This is a genomic window from Trinickia fusca, assembly GCF_003628145.1.
Taxonomy (GTDB): Bacteria; Pseudomonadota; Gammaproteobacteria; order Burkholderiales; family Burkholderiaceae; genus Trinickia; species Trinickia fusca.
This window is the reverse complement of sequence record NZ_RBZV01000003.1, coordinates 382,361-398,019: the sequence shown is the minus strand read 5'-3', so window position 1 is coordinate 398,019 and position 15,659 is coordinate 382,361. Positions and strand designations below refer to the sequence as shown.

Below are 15,659 nucleotides of genomic sequence, written 5' to 3'. Positions count from 1 at the left end.
TTTTCTATGTCAGCGCTCGCTTACGTCGCCGTCCACGTAGCGCCAGCGCCCGTCTTCGCCGCGTGTGAAACGACTCACCTCATGCAGCCGATGGCCGCGCGCGCCTTGTTTGTAGCGCGCGACGAATTCGACGATGGCGTGCGTCGTATCGAGCGCCTCGAAGCGCTTGACCTGCAAGCCGAGCCAACGCGGCGAGTCGGCGGCCTGCGGATCGACGTCGAGGTCGGCGGGACAGGTGGCCGGATCCCACGTCGCGCGCAGGTACGCCACGTCGCCGAGCACGTAGGCCGTATAGCGCGAGCGCATCAGTTCGAGCGCCGTGGGCGCTGCCAAGCCGCCGACGTCGAGGTAGCGGCCACAGCAATCGGCGAAGCGGGGCGCTTGGGCGGACGGCGAGCGCCCCGGTGCCGTGCCGCCGCACGGGCACTCGCGCGGTGCGTCGAACATTGAAATGCCCGCGCTCATGCCGCGTAGTCGGCGGTTGCGAGACCGCGCGCGATGAGGATCTTTTGGATGTCGCTCGTGCCTTCGTAAATCTGACACACGCGTACGTCCCGATAGATTCGCTCGACCGGGAAGTCGTTGACGTAGCCGTAGCCGCCGAACGCTTGCAGTGCCGCCGAGCAAATGCGCTCAGCCGCCTCGGAGGCAAACAGCTTGGCCATCGCTGCCTCGGTCAGACAGGGTCGTCCCGCATCCTTCAGCGCCGCCGCATGCCAGACGAGCTGGCGTGCCGCTTCGAGCTGGGTCGCCATCTCGGCAAAGCGAAACTGCACGGCCTGGTGCTGGTACAGCGTTTGCCCGAAGCTTTCGCGTTCCTTCGCATACGCGAGCGCGGCTTCGAATGCCGCGCGTGCCATGCCGACGCTTTGCGCCGCAATGCCGATGCGGCCGCCTTCGAGCCCCGACAGCGCGATCTTGTAGCCTTCGCCTTCGCCGCCGATACGGTTCGCGGCGGGGATGCGGCAGTTTTCGAAGACGATTTGCGCGGTGTCCGACGAATGTTGGCCGAGCTTCTCCTCGACGCGCGCCACCACGTAACCGGGTGTGTTGGTGGGCACGATGAATGCGCTGATGCCGCGCTTGCCGGCTGCCTTGTCGGTGACGGCCATCACGATCGCCACGTCGCCGTGCTTGCCGCTCGTGATGAATTGCTTGACGCCGTTCAGCACGTAGCCGTCGCCGTCGCGCACCGCAGTCGTACGCAGCGCCGAGGCATCCGAGCCGGCTTGCGGTTCGGTCAGGCAGAACGCGCCGAGCATCTCGCCGCGCGCGAGCGGCGTCAGCCAGTCGCGCTTTTGCTCATCGTTGCCATAGGCCAGCAGGATGCTGCACACGGGGCAGTTGTTGACGGAGATCGCCGTCGACGTGCCGCCGTCGCCCGCCGCGATCTCTTCGAGAATCAACGCGAGCGCGAGCGCGTCGAGTCCCGCGCCACCGTATTCCTGTGGCACGAGCACACCGTACGCGCCGAGCGCGGCCAGTTCGCGATGCACGTCCTTCGGGAAGATGCGCTCGCGATCCCAGCGCGCCGCGTGCGGTGCGATCGCCTCGCGCACGAACGTGCGCACCGCGTCGCGGATCATCGTGTGATCCTGATCGAGCACCATGCCGTGAGTCTCCTTAGTCCTTGATTTCGATTGCTTGGTTGTCCTACCAATCGATGGGCAGGCCGTCGAATTGCAGAAAGCGGCCGTTGAACGACGCGTGCGCGGCGCCGGCCTGCGCGATGAGCTGGCGCATGCCCGCAACGCTGCGATCGACGTCGACGGCCGCTTGTGGTCCGCCCATGTCGGTGCGCACCCAGCCCGGATGTAGCGCGACGCAGGTGGCATGCCGCGTTTGTAGCGACGCCATGCGCAACGCGTTGTTGAGTGCGGCCTTGCTTGCGCGATAGAGCCAGCCGGTCGTACCGGTCGCTTCGCTCGTGCTGCCCATGCGGCTCGAGAGCACGGCCAGCACGCCGTCCGCGGCTTCGACGAGCGGTAGCACGATCGGCATCAGCAACATCGGGCCGCGCACGTTCGTCATCATCACGTAGTCGAAGTCGTCGGCCGTGAACGGCTCGACGCCTTCCGTATGCGGGCCATACACGCCGGCCACGATCACGACGGCATCGAGCCGCGTCTGTCCAAGCTTACCTGCCAGTGCGGCGATCTCGTCAGGCTCGGTCACGTCGAGCGAAATCGGCTCGGCGCCCAGGCGCTCGAGTGCGTCGAGCGATTCGACGTCGCGCGCCGTGGCAATGACGCGCCAATTCGCGGCCCGATACTGGCGCACGAACTCGTGGCCGATGCCGCGCGAGGCGCCGACGATCAATGCGGTACTCATACTGTCCTCCCGCAAAAGGGGCGCGCAACGATCGGAGACCGTGCGCGCCACGTACTACACGTGCGTGCGCGGCATCAGGCGATTTCGATGCCCATCGCCGTCGCCTCGCCGCCGCCGATGCACAGGCTCGCGACGCCACGCTTGCCGCCGCGCTTGCGCAATGCGCCGATCAGCGTGACGAGAATGCGTGCGCCCGATGCGCCGATCGGATGGCCGAGCGCGCAGGCGCCGCCGTTCACGTTGACCTGCTCGTGCGCGATGGCGTGCTCCTTCATCGCTGCCATGGTGACGACGGCGAATGCTTCGTTGATCTCGTACAGATCGACGTCGCTGGCGCGCCAGCCGTTCTTGTCGAGCAGCTTGCCGATCGCGCCGACGGGCGCCGTCGTGAACTTGGACGGCTCTTGCGCGAACGTCGAATGGCCGACGACGCGTGCGAGCGGGACCAGGCCGAGCCGATCGGCGACCGACGCGCGCATCATCACGAGCGCGGCCGCGCCGTCGGAGATCGACGACGAGTTCGCGGCCGTGACGGTGCCGGTCTTGCTGAACGCGGGCTTGAGCGTCGGGATCTTCTCGAGGTTCGCCTTGAACGGCTGCTCGTCGCGCGAGATCGTGACTTCGTCGCCCTTGCGGCCGGCGACCTTCACCGGTGCGATTTCCCAGTCGAACGAACCGTCTTCGTTCGCGCGCTTGGCGCGTTGGAGCGATTCGATGGCAAACGCGTCCTGCGCTTCGCGTGTGAAGCCGAACGAGGCTGCGCACTCCTCGGCGAACGTGCCCATCAGACGGCCTTTCTCGTAGGCGTCCTCGAGGCCGTCATAGAACATGTGGTCGATGACCTGACCGTGGCCCATACGCATGCCGCCGCGCGCCTTGGGCAGCAGATACGGCGCGTTCGTCATGCTTTCCATGCCGCCCGCGATCATCACCTCGACGCTGCCGGCCGCGAGCATGTCGTGCGCGAACATCGCCGCACGCATGCCCGAGCCGCACATCTTGTTGACGGTCGTGCAGCCCGTCGCGAGCGGCAGCCCTGCGCCGAGCGCTGCCTGCCGCGCGGGTGCCTGGCCGAGCCCGGCGGGCAGCACGCAGCCCATCAGCACTTCCTCGATCTGTTCGGGTTTCAGGCCGGAGCGGGCCAGGGCGGCCTCGATCGCGACGGCGCCGAGCTGCGGTGCCGTCAGCGAAGCGAAGTCGCCTTGAAAGCCCGCCATCGGCGTGCGGGCCGCGCTGACGATGACGATCGGGTCCTGTGCGTTACGCGTTGCTTCAGTCATGTTTGAGCTCCTTGATCACGCCGTCGACGACCGTCGCGACGTCTTTGAGTTGTGCGGCATCGGCAGCTACGACATCGTTTTGCGCCGAGCTCGCACCGTGGGCGGAGACGGCGGCAACACAGCGTTGATACGTTTCTTCGAGCATCTCGGGGTTCGAGATCGTCATGCCGAGATTGCGCACGCGCCCATCGTGCACGCCGTAGGCCCAGCCGTGCACCGTCAGCGGTTGCGCGCGCGCCCAGGCGTCGTTGACGATGGTCGTGCGGCACACGTTGACGACCTGCTCGATCGTGTTGAGTTCGACGAGGCGGCGGTGGCGCGCGTCGCCGATCGGCCATTCCTCGAGCAGCGCGGCATGCTTGGTGCGCACGTCCTGGATGTGATGCAGCCAGTTGTCGGCCAGCCCGATCCGGCGATTGTTGAGTGCGGCGCCGACACCCGAGCAGCCGTAATGGCCCACCACCATGATGTGCTTGACCTTCAGCAGATCGACGGCGAACTGGATCACCGACAGGCAGTTCAAGTCGGTATGCACGACGACGTTCGCGATGTTGCGATGGACGAACACCTCGCCGGGCGGCAGGCCGATGATCTGGTTCGCGGGCACGCGCGAATCCGAGCAGCCGATCCACAGGTATTCGGGCGTTTGCTGATCGGCAAGGCGCGAGAAGTACTGCGGATCTTTCGCGAGCTTGCGCGTGACCCAGGCTTCGTTGTTGGCAAAGAGTTGGGCGAGCGGATGATTTTGTTCGTTCATGATGCGTCGTGTCGATTGAGCTGAATTAAGGCGTCAGGGCGGGTTCGCGCGCGTGGCGCGGTAAGCGATGCGTATTGCACGTTGGCGGCACGCACGCGGCTCACACTGCGTTCGCCCTGTGCGGTCGGCCGTCGGCTTCGCCGCTTGGGTGATCACGCTGGCCGAAGCGCTCGGGGTAGCGCTTGCAAAAGCGCACGCCCTGATCGTAGGGAAAGAAGTCGGGCAGCTCGCCCTTGAGCAGCAGCTCCTTGTGTTTTTGCCATAGCGCGGGATCGAAGAAGTCCGCGTGATGGCGCATGAAGTATTCGCGCACGGTCGGGTCGCCGAGCAGGAACGTGCCGTACGTTTCGGGAAAGATGTCGTGGGGACCGACCGCGTACCACGGCTCGGCCGACAGTTCATCTTCGTCATTGTGCGCCTGCGGCACGTGCCGCACGTTGCAGTCGGTCAGGTATTCGATCTCGTCGTAGTCGTAGAACACGACGCGGCCATGACGGGTGACGCCGAAGTTCTTGTAGAGCATGTCGCCGGGGAAGATGTTCGCCTGCATGAGCTCCTTGATCGCGTCGCCGTATTCCTTGATCGCGTGCTCGATGTCGGCCTCGGTGCCGTGTTGCAGGAACAGGTTCAGCGGCACCATGCGGCGCTCGATGTACAGATGCCGGATCACGAGGCAATCGCCTTCGTATTCGATCATCGACGGCACTTCCTTCTCGAGCTCGCGCACGAGTGAGTCGTCGAGCCGCGCGAGCGGCAGCGCGACGCTCGAATATTCGAGCGTATCGGCCATGCGCCCTAAGCGGTCGTGCCGTTTGACGAGCAGGTACTTCTCCTGGATCTTCTCGCGCGTCGTGTCCTTCGGCGGCGGGAACGTGTCCTTGATGACCTTGAAGACGTACGGGAACGAGGGCAGCGTGAACACCGTCATCACGAGCCCTTTGATGCCGGGCGCGATGATGAAGTGATCGCTCGAGTGCGACAGATGCTTGAGCAGATCGCGGTAGAACAGGTTCTTGCCTTGCTTTTGCAGGCCCACCGAGGTGTAGATCTCGGCCTTGGGCTTGCCCGGCATCAACGTGCCGAGAAAGTCGACGTAGGCCGACGGCACATCCATGTCGACGAGGAAGTACGAGTGCGAGAAGCTGAAGATGATCTGCAGCTGCTCGCGCTTGAGCAGCACCGTGTCGAGTGCCAGCAGGCCCTGCCTGGTATGACGGATCGGCACCGCGAACGGCAGCAGCAGCTCGCCGTTGATGATGCGGCCGATGATGTACGCAGCCTTGTTGCGGAAGAACAGCGAGGACAGCACGTGCACCTGGAAGTTGAACGCTTCGGAGAACGGGCCGTAGATCTCATGGATCGTGTCGATGACGCAGGCGACGTCTCGCTCGAGGTTCTCGAATGGCCGCTCGAGCTGGAAGTTCGTGACGATACGCTCGAGCGTGGCCGCGAGCCCGTCTTTACCCGGGTAGTAGGCGCGATAGGTGGGCTTGGCGGCCGGCTCGTCGTTCTCGAGGTATTCCGTCGAGATGACGGGCCGCACGAAGATGAAGTCGTTGTTGAAGTACGAGCGATGCAGGATCTTGCAGCAGACCGAGTTGAAGAATGTCTCCGCGCACTCGGGCTGAAGATGGTTCGTCAGCAGGCCGATGTAGTGCAGCTTGATCTGCTGCCAGATCTCGTCGTCGATGTTCTCGGCGTCGTATTCGTCCTCGAGCCGCTGGACGCATTCGTCGACGCGATCGTCGTACGACGCGATGCGGTCGCGCGCGAGCTTTTGCAGCGCATGCCAGTCGGACGCTTCGAAGAGCGTCTTGGCCCGCACCGCCGCTTCGCGAAACACGTGGTAGTGGCGGTTGAAGCCTTCGAGCATCGTCTGCGCGACATCGAAGCCGATCTGCGACGACAGCAGCTTGGGGAAGTGGTTCATGAACGCTCGGCTTGTGCTGCGCCGTTCACAGCCAGCATCGCGCGGCATTGGGTTTCGTATTGCGCCAGATCCTCGAGTGTCGCGTTGAGGTCTTCGAGCTGACGTTCGAGCACCTCACGATGCTCGGCGATCGTCGCGAGAAACGCATGCAATTGCGACACGGTGTCGGTCGGCGACTCGTACAGGTTCAGGAGCTCGCGGATCTCCGACAGCGTGAAGCCGAGCCGCTTGCCGCGCAGCGTCAGCTTCAGGCGCGTGCGGTCGCGGCCCGAGTAGACGCGCCGCAAGCCGCTCGCGCCCTCCCGGCTCGGCGAAAGCAGGCCTTGGTCTTCGTAGAAGCGGATCGCGCGGGGCGTCACGTCGAATTCGCGCGCGAGTTCAGTGATCGTGTAGTGCTGGGTCATGGTCTTCGCGTCGAGCTGCGGCCGCCGGTTCGGGGTTCGGCATACGGGCGGCCAAGGTCCGGGCGGATTGGGAAGCGCGGCCGACGTTTACGTTATCGTCAACTTGAGGAAAGTGCAACTGGCGGTTGCGAGCGTTGAACGCGCAAAGTGCCCAACGCGTCTAGGGGCCAACCTTGCCCCGCATCGCCGAGGCGTATCAATGCGGGCCGTTATTTGGTCTGATTCGGCATTTTATGGAATCGGTTCCAGTTCTTGAGCGCTACTGTGTGTGTGCGGCCTGACACAACGCAGGTCGTTTCCCGGTAAATCCCATCGGCTCATACAGAAGTGTCGGCGTTACCGCGGCGCGGCGTTGTTGCAACGCCGTGTCGATGTGCCGATAGACCGGGGCACGACGCGAAGGCCCACTCTACTCAGCGGGAGCGAAACTATGAGCGGCAGCAAGCAACGGAATGACTTTGTCGAGGATGGCGTTCGCGAAAAGACCGAAACGAAATCGGTTCAACTTGAAATCTACGATCCGACGTTGAGGGATGGGAGCCATGCAGTGAAGCACTGTCTCTCGTTGCGAGACATCGCGACCTACTGCGCGGCCATCGACAAGTGCGGCTTGAGCGCGGTGGAGGTCGGTCACGGAAATGGTCTGGGCGCGTCCTCGCTACAGCTCGGCTTCGCTGCTCATTCCGACGCGCAGATGTTGGAGTGCGCGCGCGAGAACCTCTCCATCACGAAGCTTGGCGTGCATGCAATCCCCGGTTTCGCCAAGATTGGTGATCTGAAGCTCGCCATCGATATCGGTGTCGACGTGGTCCGAGTTGCCTCCCACTGCACCGAGGCGGACACCACGGAGCGCTACATCGAATACGCGCGAAACCGCGGCGCTGTCGTTCACGGCGTCCTGATGATGTCCCACATGGCGTCGGCGCTAAAGCTCCTCGAGCAGGCGACACTGCAGCAGGAATATGGCGCCCACGCCATCGTGCTGATGGACTCGGCGGGCGCCTATGTCGAGGCGGATGTTCAAGAAAAGATCGGGCTCCTGGCGTCCGAGCTCAGCATTCCGGTCGGATTCCACGCGCACAACAACCTCGGCCTCGCGGTCGCCAACAGTCTCGCGGCGGTCCGCTGCGGCGCGAAGCTCATCGACGGAACCCTCAACGGCTTCGGCGCCGGCGCGGGCAACACTTCATTGCAGGTGCTGGTGGCGGCGCTGTCGCGCGTTGGCCATGAGACTGATGTCGACATGTTCGCCCTGCTGAAGGCGTCGGACAGGATCGTCCGAGACGTCGAGTTGTCCCCACCGGTGATCAAGCAGGCGAACATCCTGAGCGGCCTTTTCGGCGTCTTCTCCGGGTTCGAGAAGCCCGTCGCTCGCGCCTCCCTCCAATTCGGCGTGGACGAGGGTTCGATTTATCGCGAGCTCGAGCGGCGCAAGGTCGTCGCAGGCCAGGAAGATCTCATCGTCGAGGTGGCGCAGGAGCTGTCGAAGACCGAGCATAGGGCTGTGCGATTGCGCGCCACGGAGCCCGCGAAAGAGGCGACGTCGTGATTGCTCGGGAGAGACCAATGAACAACAGAGTCGCGATTATCGGCAGCGGCAACATCGGATGCGACCTCCTGACGAAAGTGAAGAGGTCACGGTTCCTGTCCTGTGCAATCGTCGCGGGGCAGCGGCCGCAGTCGCCGGGGATAGCTTACGCGAAGAGCCTGGGCGTACGGACTTCGGCGGACGGCGTATCGGCGCTGCTGAATGACCCCGACAGCTTCGACATGGTTTTCGATGCGACGTCCGCGCTCGCGCACATGCAGCATGCGCGGTTTTTCGAGGAGATGGGGAAGACCATCATCGACCTGACCCCCTCTGCGCGGGGGAAATGGTGTGTGCCGGTCATCAACGGTGGGCAGATGTCCCGCGGGATGAACATCAACATGGTCACCTGCGGAGGTCAGGCCGCCGCGCCGATCGCCCACGCGCTGGCAACCGCGTCGAACGGTGTCGAGTACGTGGAGGTCGTGTCGTCGATCTCCGCGACGAGCGCGGGCCCCGCTACCCGGCTGAACGTGAATGAATACCTGAGCGTGACGGAGGCGGCGATCAGGGGCTTCGCGAAGTGCGATCGCGCGAAGGCGATCTTGAACATCAACCCGGCCGTCCCCCCGGTGACGATGCAGACGACGGTGTTCGCGAAGTTGAGGAACGCCGACGAGGCGAAGGTATCCGAGGCGGTGCACGCGGTCGTCGAGAAAGTCACCAAATACGTCCCTGGATACGAACTCATCGTCGAGCCGAGGATCGACGGAGATCGGTGGATGACGATGGTTCGTGTCCAAGGGGCCGGGGCGTACCTGCCGAGCTATGCCGGGAACCTCGACATCATCACGTCGGCCGCCGTGCAGGTGGCCGAGACGATCTCGAATCAACAGTACACACGCGGGGAGAGCCATGTCGACCGTCTACGGTGAATACGGGCCGAGGCTGAAGCTGATCCCGCGGCTGGTGAAGGCGCTGGTCGACCAGGCGTACTCGCGGCTCGGTGCGCGGTCCCGCTTCTTCGGCGCGAAGAGCGCCTTTGCTTCGCAGAAGGGACGCGAACTCGCGGCGCGCCTCCAGGCCGGCGAGGCACTCTATTTGATGGGTATCGGTCCGTTCGGACACAACACCGGCATCGCGCTCGTCAAAGTCAGTGCACGCGACGGGATCGAGGTGATCGCAAACAACGAAGAGGAGCGCTTCAGCGGAGAGAAGCACACCAACAAGTTTCCGGAGCACAGCATCGAGGCCATCAAAGAGACGATGGCCCGGCGCGGCATCGCACCTCAGGACATTTTCGCCGTCCTGGCAAGCTGGGATTACATCGCCACCATGGGGTTCGATCTGCGTGTGATCTTCGAGCACGCACCGCGGAGCCTGGTGCTGATGAATCCCAAATACGACCCGACGTTCAACCTGGGTCACCTGATTCAAGCCCTGTCGGCTCCGCAGCGGCTCTCTCGTCAGCTCGGACTCGACGAGACCCTGCCGATCATCGGCATGCATCACCACAGCAATCACGCGTACCTGTCCTATGCGATGTCGCCGTTCGCGGGCAGTCGCGAGCCGGTGCTCGTCACCGTCCTGGACGGGACGGGCGATAACGGCGCCATATCGCTTTACGTGGTGCGCGACGGAGTCTGGGAGTGCCTGCGCGAGAACGAGAGCACCATCGACTCCCTCGGGCATCTGTACGGGTATCTGAGCTCGACCCAGGGGGGCTGGAGCTTTCTCAGCTCGGAGGGCCGCTACATGGGGGCGGCTGCGTGGGGCAACGGCGATCGCCTGACGAATCCCTATTATCGACGGCTGCGCCAGATCCTCTATTTGGCGCGCGATGGTCAGGTCTTCGTGAATCGGCGGATGATCAACTGGCACGTCAAGAGTCACATGGAGCCTTACGCCGAGGAGCTCGTCGACATTTTGGGCGCTCCGATCAAGCCGTCGGAAATGTGGAATCCGGACCGGGTCCTCGAGGTGGAGAACATCCAGCACTCGCCGATCACCCAGGATCGAGTGGACAAGGCGCAAGCGCTGCAGATGGTCTTCGAGGACGCGCTCACGCATATCGTCGAGCACCTGATTCGCAAGACGTCGGCGAGCAAGCTGGTGATGACTGGAGGGACCGCCCTCAACTGCATCGCCAACATGAATCTCCTGAAGAGCTTCAACCGCGAATATTTCAAGCGGTATCTGGGGCAGGACACGTTCCTCCGGATTTGGGTCCCGCCCATCCCGGGCGACGCCGGCGCGGCGCTCGGTGCGACCATCCAGTTCGCCGCCAAGAACGGCGCTCCGTGCCGCGTGAATCTGGAGTCGCCCTACCTCTGCGGAGTGGCCGCTTCCGGCGCCGCCATCGCGGCCGCGGTTCACGCGGACGGGCAAGCGTGCTCGATCGAGCTGGGCAACATCAACGATCCGAACGATCGAGACAGGATCGCGGAGCTCCTCGCGCACGCCGTCTCCAACGACGCAGTGGTGGGAGTTTTCCAAGGCCCCGCCGAGACCGGTCCAAGGGCGCTCGGTAATCGAAGCATCCTCGCCAATCCGTGCAACGTGCGGACGCTGGACTACCTGAACGCGAAGGTGAAGCGGCGCGAACGTGTGCGACCGCTGGCGCCGATGGTGACGCTGAAGGAAGCGAAGCGCTTGTTCGAGCTCGACGAGGGGGCCGAGGCGGCCGACTACACCGCCTACGACTACATGGTGCTGACGGTCCGCGCCACCGCGCTGGCCAAGCGCCTGGTGCCAGCCGTTGTGCACTTCGACGGGACGAGCCGAATCCAGATCGTTCGTGAGCGAACGAACCCGCTGATATACGCGTTCTTGAAGGCGATGGGCGTGCGCTGCGGCGTCGAGGCGTCGGTGAACACCTCGCTCAATGTCGGCAGCCCCATCGCGCAGACGCCGGCGCAGGCGCTTCAGGCGCTCTCGAGGGCGAAGGCCATGGACGGCCTGATCATGGTGGACCGGGATGGTCGAACCTACGCCGTGTGGCGAGACACCGAACAGTACCAGTCAAAGCTGCCGATTTTTGTCGACGACGTCATGAAAGAGAGGAGCTGAAGTGCGCATAGAAGCTAATGGTGTTCCGCGTTCAGAGCCGACGCGGAATCGATATCGCAACGGCAAGAAGATGATCGAGATCGGGAATGCCTTCTGGAACGAGACTGAACAAAACGGGCTCGCCGGAATCGTCGCCGACCTGCGCCCAGACGGCCGCCTCATCACGGCGAGCGGCCACGAGTTCGTGAACTTCAGCTGCTGCTCGTACCTCGATCTGGACTCGCATCCGAAGATCATCGACGGGGCGATCGAGGCGCTCAAGCGGTTCGGCGTGCTGGATCACTGCATCTCCCGGATCCGGCTTCAACTCCCCGCGCTGCTCGAGCTCGAGGCGTCGCTCTCGTCGCTCTTCCGAGCGAGGGTGATCAGTGCAATCTCGGCCAGCGCGGCCACCGCGGGGATTCTCCCCATCCTGGCGTCCGGCTATCTGACGGGCGGCGTACGGCCGACGATGGTGTTCGACAAGAACTGCCACTTTTCGATGAATCTCTACAAGCCGGTATGTGGAGACGAGAGCCTGGTGGTCACCTGTCCGAACAACGATGTGAATTTCATCGAGGACCTGTGCAAGTCCCACCAGCGGGTCGCCTACGTCACTGATGGCACGTACAGCATGGGGGGGCACGTCCCGATCAAGGACCTCCTCGCATTGCAGCAGCGATACGGTCTTTTCCTCTATCTGGACGATTCGCATTCGCTGTCCATCGTGGGCGAGCACGGCGAAGGCTATGTCCGATCGGAGATGGACGAGGTCGACCCGAACACCATCATTGTGGCGACTTTGAACAAGGCGTTCGGCACCAGCGGGGCCGCGATCATGTTCGGCCCCGATGGGCCGGAGGTCGGCAAGATCCTCGAGCGGTTCGGCGGCCCGTTGGCCTGGTCGCAGCCGATGAACACGGCGGCGATCGGGGCCTCACTGGCCTCTGCGCAGATCCACCGAACGCCCGAGCTTGCGCAGCGTCAGCGCCGACTGCAAGAGAACATCGAGCTCTTCGACCGCCTCGTCGTCACCGAACAGGCGGGGAACAAGTTCCCCATCAAGCTCGTCACGATCGACGACTCGAGGGTCGTTCAGTGCGGCAAGACCCTGTACGAGAACGGCTTCTATGTCTCGCCGGTGTTCTTTCCAATCGTCGCTCGCGATAGCGCAGGCCTGCGCGTCATGTTGCGCGCGGGGAACACGTCCGAAGAGATCAAGCGTCTGTGCGAGCTGATTCGCGAGTTCGTTAGTTGAGATGGAAGGTAGATAGCCGATGTCGACCAAGTTCTACGCCCGCAGCATTCTCTACACGCCCGCGCTGGATGTCCTTGTGCTGAAAAAGGCACAGAAGACGGCTGCTGATATTTGCCTGTTGGATATCGAGGATTCGGTACCGCCGGTGCGCAAGGAAGACGCGCGACGGCTGTGCATAGAAATTCTGCAGGCATGGCCGAAGACGCGGCCAACGGCCGTCCGGATCAACGAAATCCGCAGCCCAGAGTTTCTCCAGGACATCGCAGCGTTCGTGGCTGCGAAGGTCGTGCCCGACATCATCGTGATGACGATGGTGGACTCCGGCGTGGAAGTGGAGATTCTCCGAACGCTGCTCGGTCGACAGCACCTGTTCCCGGAGATTTACGTCACGATCGAGACGCCGGCGTCCATCAAGAACCTGGAAGACATTGCGCGAGAGAGTAACGGGCTCATTCTCGGATCGGCGGATCTGGCGGCGTCGCTGGGCGTCGATATCGATTGGGACAACATGCTCTATGCGCGCCAGCGGCTCGTCGTCGCGGCCGCTCGGTATGAGATCGCCGCCATCGATACGGCCTGCTTCAACTTCGAGGGCTCTGCGGCCGAGCTTCAGGAGGAGTCACGCCGCTGCGTCAGTTTGGGTTATCACGGCAAGGTCGCAGTGCACCCCGCGCAAGTACCGGTGATCAACGAGATCTTCGAGGTCAAAGACGAGGCGCTGGACTGGGCGCGTCGGGTGATCGAAACGTGGGAGAGAGCAGGCGGAGGCGTTGAGCGCCTCGGGGACCGGATGATCGGGCCTCCCTTCGTGAAGAAGGCTCAACAGCTCTTGCGGCGCGCCTCGGGGAGGCGCTGATGCAAGCGCTTGAGCAAATTGGGCCGCTCGAATACGTCGAGACGCTCGGGATGTATCTGGAGGAGTTCGTAAAGGGGGCGGTGATCCATCATCGGCCCGGCCGGACAGTCTCGGAGGTAGACAACACCTGGCTCACGCTTCTCAGCATGAACCAGCATCCGCTGCACTTCGACGCCGAATATGGTCGTGGCACGGAGTTCGGACGAGTCCTCGTCAACAGCGTGGTCACCTTCGCGATCATCAATGGAATGAGCGTCCGATCCATGAGCGCCAAAACGATAGCCAATCTGGGATGGGACAGCGTCCGTCTCACCCATCCGGTGTTCATCGGAGACACGCTGTACGCGAAAAGCAAAGTGTTGAATATCCGCGACTCCCAGTCCCGCCCCGGTCAGGGAATCGTCGTCATCGAGACGATCGGTCACAAGGGCGACGGCACGGTCGTGCTCACTTACCGCCGGAGCTTCCTGGTTCCGAAGCGCAATCAGGACAGGACATGACGACACGTATCCTCACTGCGAGCGACGTGCTCTCCGTCTTCTCGTACGAAGACGCCATCCGTGCACTGGCCGGCGCGTTTGCTTGCTTGCAGGAAGGCGCAGTCGTGATGCCGAGCCGAGGGATTGTTCGCATCGGAGAGACGCAGGTCTTGACGATGGCCGCTCATGTCGGACATGTGGCGCCCTTCGTCGTGAAACTCTCGTCGATCGCCCCCCGGAACAAGGCGAGAGCGCTTCCGCTGATCCACGCGGCGGTGGTGTTGCTCGATGGATCGACCGGTCGAATCCTCGCCTTCATGGAAGGGGCGTCGCTGACGGCGCTGCGCACGGGCGCCATGAGCGGCCTCGCGACCAAGCTCTTGGCGCGCGAGGATTCGACGTCGCTGGCCATCCTCGGCGCAGGGGAACAAGCCAGGACTCAGCTAGCGGCCGTGTGCGCCGTTCGGAAGATCGAGGAAGTGTTCGTTCATTCGAGGACGCCCAGTCGTGCGGACTGCTTTGCGCGGTGGGTGCAGAGCCAATCGTCGTCGCGGGTGACCGTGACGGCGACTGCCGAAGATGCCATTGCTCGTGCGGACATCGTCTGCTGCGCGACCTCGACCGCGTCGCCGATACCGCTGATGGGCGAGGAGCACATTCGCCCGGGTATGCATTTCAACGCCATCGGCGGCGTCGACGAAGTGGCTTGTGAGCTGCCGCCTGGCGCGCTCGGCCGCAGCTATACCGTGGTCGAGCAACGCGAGGCGGCGCTCACGGAGGCGGGAGAGGTCATCGAGGCCCTCCGCCTCGGCGTGACGACACCCGAGCAGCTCGTCGAGATTGGAGACATCGTGAGCGGCCGGGCTCGCGCGCGAAGCTGCGCCGAACAAATCACGATTTTTAAATCCGTGGGTGTCGCTATCCAAGACGCGGCAATAGCAGCCTTGGTCTACGCCAAGGCGCTCGACGCGGGCGTCGGAGTGGACGTGTCGCTCACCGCCTAACCAACCGAAGAACAGAGAGGCAATATGCGCTTGAAGGACAAGAACGCCATCATCACCGCTGCGAGCCACGGAATCGGTCGCGCCATCGCGTTAGCGTTCGCGAGCGAAGGGGCGAACCTCGTCGTCACGTTCAACTCTGACGAGGCGGCGGCGCGCGAGCTGGTGAATCAGCTCCAGGCCAAAGGAGCGCGCGCCCACGCGGAGCAGCTCGACGGTGCGAACGTGGCGTGCGCGGGCGCGCTGGTCGAGAGAGCCGAGCGCTTCCTCGGAAGCATCGACATCCTGGTCAACAACATCGGCGTGACGACGCGAACGCCGTTCATGGACGTCACCGCGGATGAATACACGTATGTGCTGGACGTCAATCTGAAGTTCCCGTTCTTCCTGTTGCAGCGGGTGGCGCGGCACATGGCCTCCCGCGAGATCCGAGGGAGCGTCATCAACGTCTCTTCGATCAGCGCTTACAAGGCCATCAGCAAGATGGCGCATTACCAGTGCTCGAAGGCCGGCTTGTCGATGCTGACCAAGAGCACTGCGTACGAACTCGCCCCGTTGGGCATTCGAGTCAACACGCTCTCGCCTGGTCTGACCGCGACCCAAGGCAATCGAAATCAGTGGGAGGACCATCCGGCGCTCTGGAAAGAGCGCGGAAAGGACATTCCGCTCGGTCGGACGGGGCTGCCGACCGATCACGCGAGCGCGGCAGTCTTCCTGGCTTCCGAAGAGGCGAGCTGGCTCACAGGCTGTGATCTGGTGATCGACGGCGGCGAATCGACGATTTGAG

At 63.5% G+C, this 15,659-nt stretch carries 15 protein-coding genes; 8 read left to right on the top strand and 7 right to left on the bottom strand.

Translation table 11 applies throughout. The features are described 5' to 3' along the window. Nucleotides 1-9 precede the first annotated feature (9 nt). From D7S89_RS11115 to D7S89_RS11085, 7 genes are all read right to left on the bottom strand, one after another. Nucleotides 10-447 carry a YchJ family protein gene (locus tag D7S89_RS11115; RefSeq protein WP_425470776.1) on the bottom strand — a complete coding sequence of 146 codons (438 nt, stop codon included), beginning with the start codon at nucleotides 445-447 and terminating at the stop codon, nucleotides 10-12. 14 nt (nucleotides 448-461) lie between these two features. Then, on the bottom strand, nucleotides 462-1,610 hold the full coding sequence (locus D7S89_RS11110) for an acyl-CoA dehydrogenase family protein (protein ID WP_121277704.1): 1,149 nt from the start codon (nucleotides 1,608-1,610) through the stop codon (nucleotides 462-464). A gap of 43 nt (nucleotides 1,611-1,653) precedes the next feature. Next, nucleotides 1,654-2,331, bottom strand: coding sequence for an SDR family oxidoreductase (locus tag D7S89_RS11105; RefSeq protein WP_121277703.1), 678 nt, complete (start codon nucleotides 2,329-2,331; stop codon nucleotides 1,654-1,656). A gap of 74 nt (nucleotides 2,332-2,405) precedes the next feature. Next, nucleotides 2,406-3,611 (bottom strand): acetyl-CoA C-acetyltransferase, encoded by a 1,206-nt coding sequence (locus D7S89_RS11100; protein WP_121277702.1) that lies wholly within the window; start codon nucleotides 3,609-3,611, stop codon nucleotides 2,406-2,408. Continuing rightward, nucleotides 3,604-4,368 (bottom strand): carbonate dehydratase, encoded by a 765-nt coding sequence (gene can / locus D7S89_RS11095; protein WP_121277701.1) that lies wholly within the window; start codon nucleotides 4,366-4,368, stop codon nucleotides 3,604-3,606. Before can ends, D7S89_RS11100 begins: the two co-directional genes overlap by 8 nt. Nucleotides 4,369-4,468: 100 nt before the next feature. Further along, nucleotides 4,469-6,298, bottom strand: coding sequence for a bifunctional isocitrate dehydrogenase kinase/phosphatase (gene aceK / locus D7S89_RS11090; RefSeq protein WP_121277700.1), 1,830 nt, complete (start codon nucleotides 6,296-6,298; stop codon nucleotides 4,469-4,471). Then, entirely contained in the window at nucleotides 6,295-6,702 is a 408-nt protein-coding gene (locus D7S89_RS11085; RefSeq protein ID WP_121277699.1) for a MerR family transcriptional regulator, read from the bottom strand. Before D7S89_RS11085 ends, aceK begins: the two co-directional genes overlap by 4 nt. A gap of 430 nt (nucleotides 6,703-7,132) precedes the next feature. On the opposite strand from D7S89_RS11085, the gene dmpG reads away from it, so the two are divergent. Genes dmpG through D7S89_RS11045 form a run of 8 tightly spaced genes read left to right on the top strand, consistent with a single transcriptional unit; the run spans nucleotide 7,133 to nucleotide 15,658 of the window. Further along, nucleotides 7,133-8,251 carry a 4-hydroxy-2-oxovalerate aldolase gene (gene dmpG / locus D7S89_RS11080; protein ID WP_121277698.1) on the top strand — a complete coding sequence of 373 codons (1,119 nt, stop codon included), beginning with the start codon at nucleotides 7,133-7,135 and terminating at the stop codon, nucleotides 8,249-8,251. Then, complete coding sequence (locus D7S89_RS11075) at nucleotides 8,248-9,165, top strand: acetaldehyde dehydrogenase (acetylating) (RefSeq protein ID WP_425470774.1); 918 nt, start codon at nucleotides 8,248-8,250, stop codon at nucleotides 9,163-9,165. Before dmpG ends, D7S89_RS11075 begins: the two co-directional genes overlap by 4 nt. Next, entirely contained in the window at nucleotides 9,146-11,299 is a 2,154-nt protein-coding gene (locus D7S89_RS11070) for a carbamoyltransferase C-terminal domain-containing protein (RefSeq protein WP_183085153.1), read from the top strand. Before D7S89_RS11075 ends, D7S89_RS11070 begins: the two co-directional genes overlap by 20 nt. Before the next feature lies 1 nt (nucleotide 11,300). Then, a complete protein-coding gene (locus tag D7S89_RS11065; protein ID WP_281273100.1) occupies nucleotides 11,301-12,536 on the top strand; it encodes an 8-amino-7-oxononanoate synthase family protein in 1,236 nt (411 codons plus the stop codon). A gap of 19 nt (nucleotides 12,537-12,555) precedes the next feature. Further along, the gene (locus D7S89_RS11060; protein WP_121277694.1) at nucleotides 12,556-13,392 is read left to right on the top strand and encodes an HpcH/HpaI aldolase/citrate lyase family protein; all 837 of its coding nucleotides are present in this window, start codon (nucleotides 12,556-12,558) and stop codon (nucleotides 13,390-13,392) included. Beyond that, nucleotides 13,392-13,892: a MaoC family dehydratase gene (locus D7S89_RS11055; RefSeq protein WP_121277693.1), complete on the top strand. Its 501-nt coding sequence runs from the start codon at nucleotides 13,392-13,394 to the stop codon at nucleotides 13,890-13,892. Before D7S89_RS11060 ends, D7S89_RS11055 begins: the two co-directional genes overlap by 1 nt. Continuing rightward, the gene (locus tag D7S89_RS11050) at nucleotides 13,889-14,875 is read left to right on the top strand and encodes an ornithine cyclodeaminase family protein (RefSeq protein ID WP_121277692.1); all 987 of its coding nucleotides are present in this window, start codon (nucleotides 13,889-13,891) and stop codon (nucleotides 14,873-14,875) included. Before D7S89_RS11055 ends, D7S89_RS11050 begins: the two co-directional genes overlap by 4 nt. 24 nt (nucleotides 14,876-14,899) lie before the next feature. Further along, nucleotides 14,900-15,658 carry an SDR family NAD(P)-dependent oxidoreductase gene (locus D7S89_RS11045; protein ID WP_121277691.1) on the top strand — a complete coding sequence of 253 codons (759 nt, stop codon included), beginning with the start codon at nucleotides 14,900-14,902 and terminating at the stop codon, nucleotides 15,656-15,658. Nucleotide 15,659 lies beyond the last annotated feature (1 nt).

What these genes read in the sequence shown, in the direction of transcription:
- D7S89_RS11115 (WP_425470776.1), bottom strand. Translation starts at nt 447, where the DNA reads ATGTTCGACGCACCGCGCGAGTGCCCGTGCGGCGGCACGGCACCGGGG.
- D7S89_RS11110 (WP_121277704.1), bottom strand. Translation starts at nt 1,610, where the DNA reads ATGGTGCTCGATCAGGATCACACGATGATCCGCGACGCGGTGCGCACG.
- D7S89_RS11105 (WP_121277703.1), bottom strand. Translation starts at nt 2,331, where the DNA reads ATGAGTACCGCATTGATCGTCGGCGCCTCGCGCGGCATCGGCCACGAG.
- D7S89_RS11100 (WP_121277702.1), bottom strand. Translation starts at nt 3,611, where the DNA reads ATGACTGAAGCAACGCGTAACGCACAGGACCCGATCGTCATCGTCAGC.
- can (WP_121277701.1), bottom strand. Translation starts at nt 4,368, where the DNA reads ATGAACGAACAAAATCATCCGCTCGCCCAACTCTTTGCCAACAACGAA.
- aceK (WP_121277700.1), bottom strand. Translation starts at nt 6,298, where the DNA reads ATGAACCACTTCCCCAAGCTGCTGTCGTCGCAGATCGGCTTCGATGTC.
- D7S89_RS11085 (WP_121277699.1), bottom strand. Translation starts at nt 6,702, where the DNA reads ATGACCCAGCACTACACGATCACTGAACTCGCGCGCGAATTCGACGTG.
- dmpG (WP_121277698.1), top strand. Translation starts at nt 7,133, where the DNA reads ATGAGCGGCAGCAAGCAACGGAATGACTTTGTCGAGGATGGCGTTCGC.
- D7S89_RS11070 (WP_183085153.1), top strand. Translation starts at nt 9,146, where the DNA reads ATGTCGACCGTCTACGGTGAATACGGGCCGAGGCTGAAGCTGATCCCG.
- D7S89_RS11060 (WP_121277694.1), top strand. Translation starts at nt 12,556, where the DNA reads ATGTCGACCAAGTTCTACGCCCGCAGCATTCTCTACACGCCCGCGCTG.
- D7S89_RS11055 (WP_121277693.1), top strand. Translation starts at nt 13,392, where the DNA reads ATGCAAGCGCTTGAGCAAATTGGGCCGCTCGAATACGTCGAGACGCTC.
- D7S89_RS11050 (WP_121277692.1), top strand. Translation starts at nt 13,889, where the DNA reads ATGACGACACGTATCCTCACTGCGAGCGACGTGCTCTCCGTCTTCTCG.
- D7S89_RS11045 (WP_121277691.1), top strand. Translation starts at nt 14,900, where the DNA reads ATGCGCTTGAAGGACAAGAACGCCATCATCACCGCTGCGAGCCACGGA.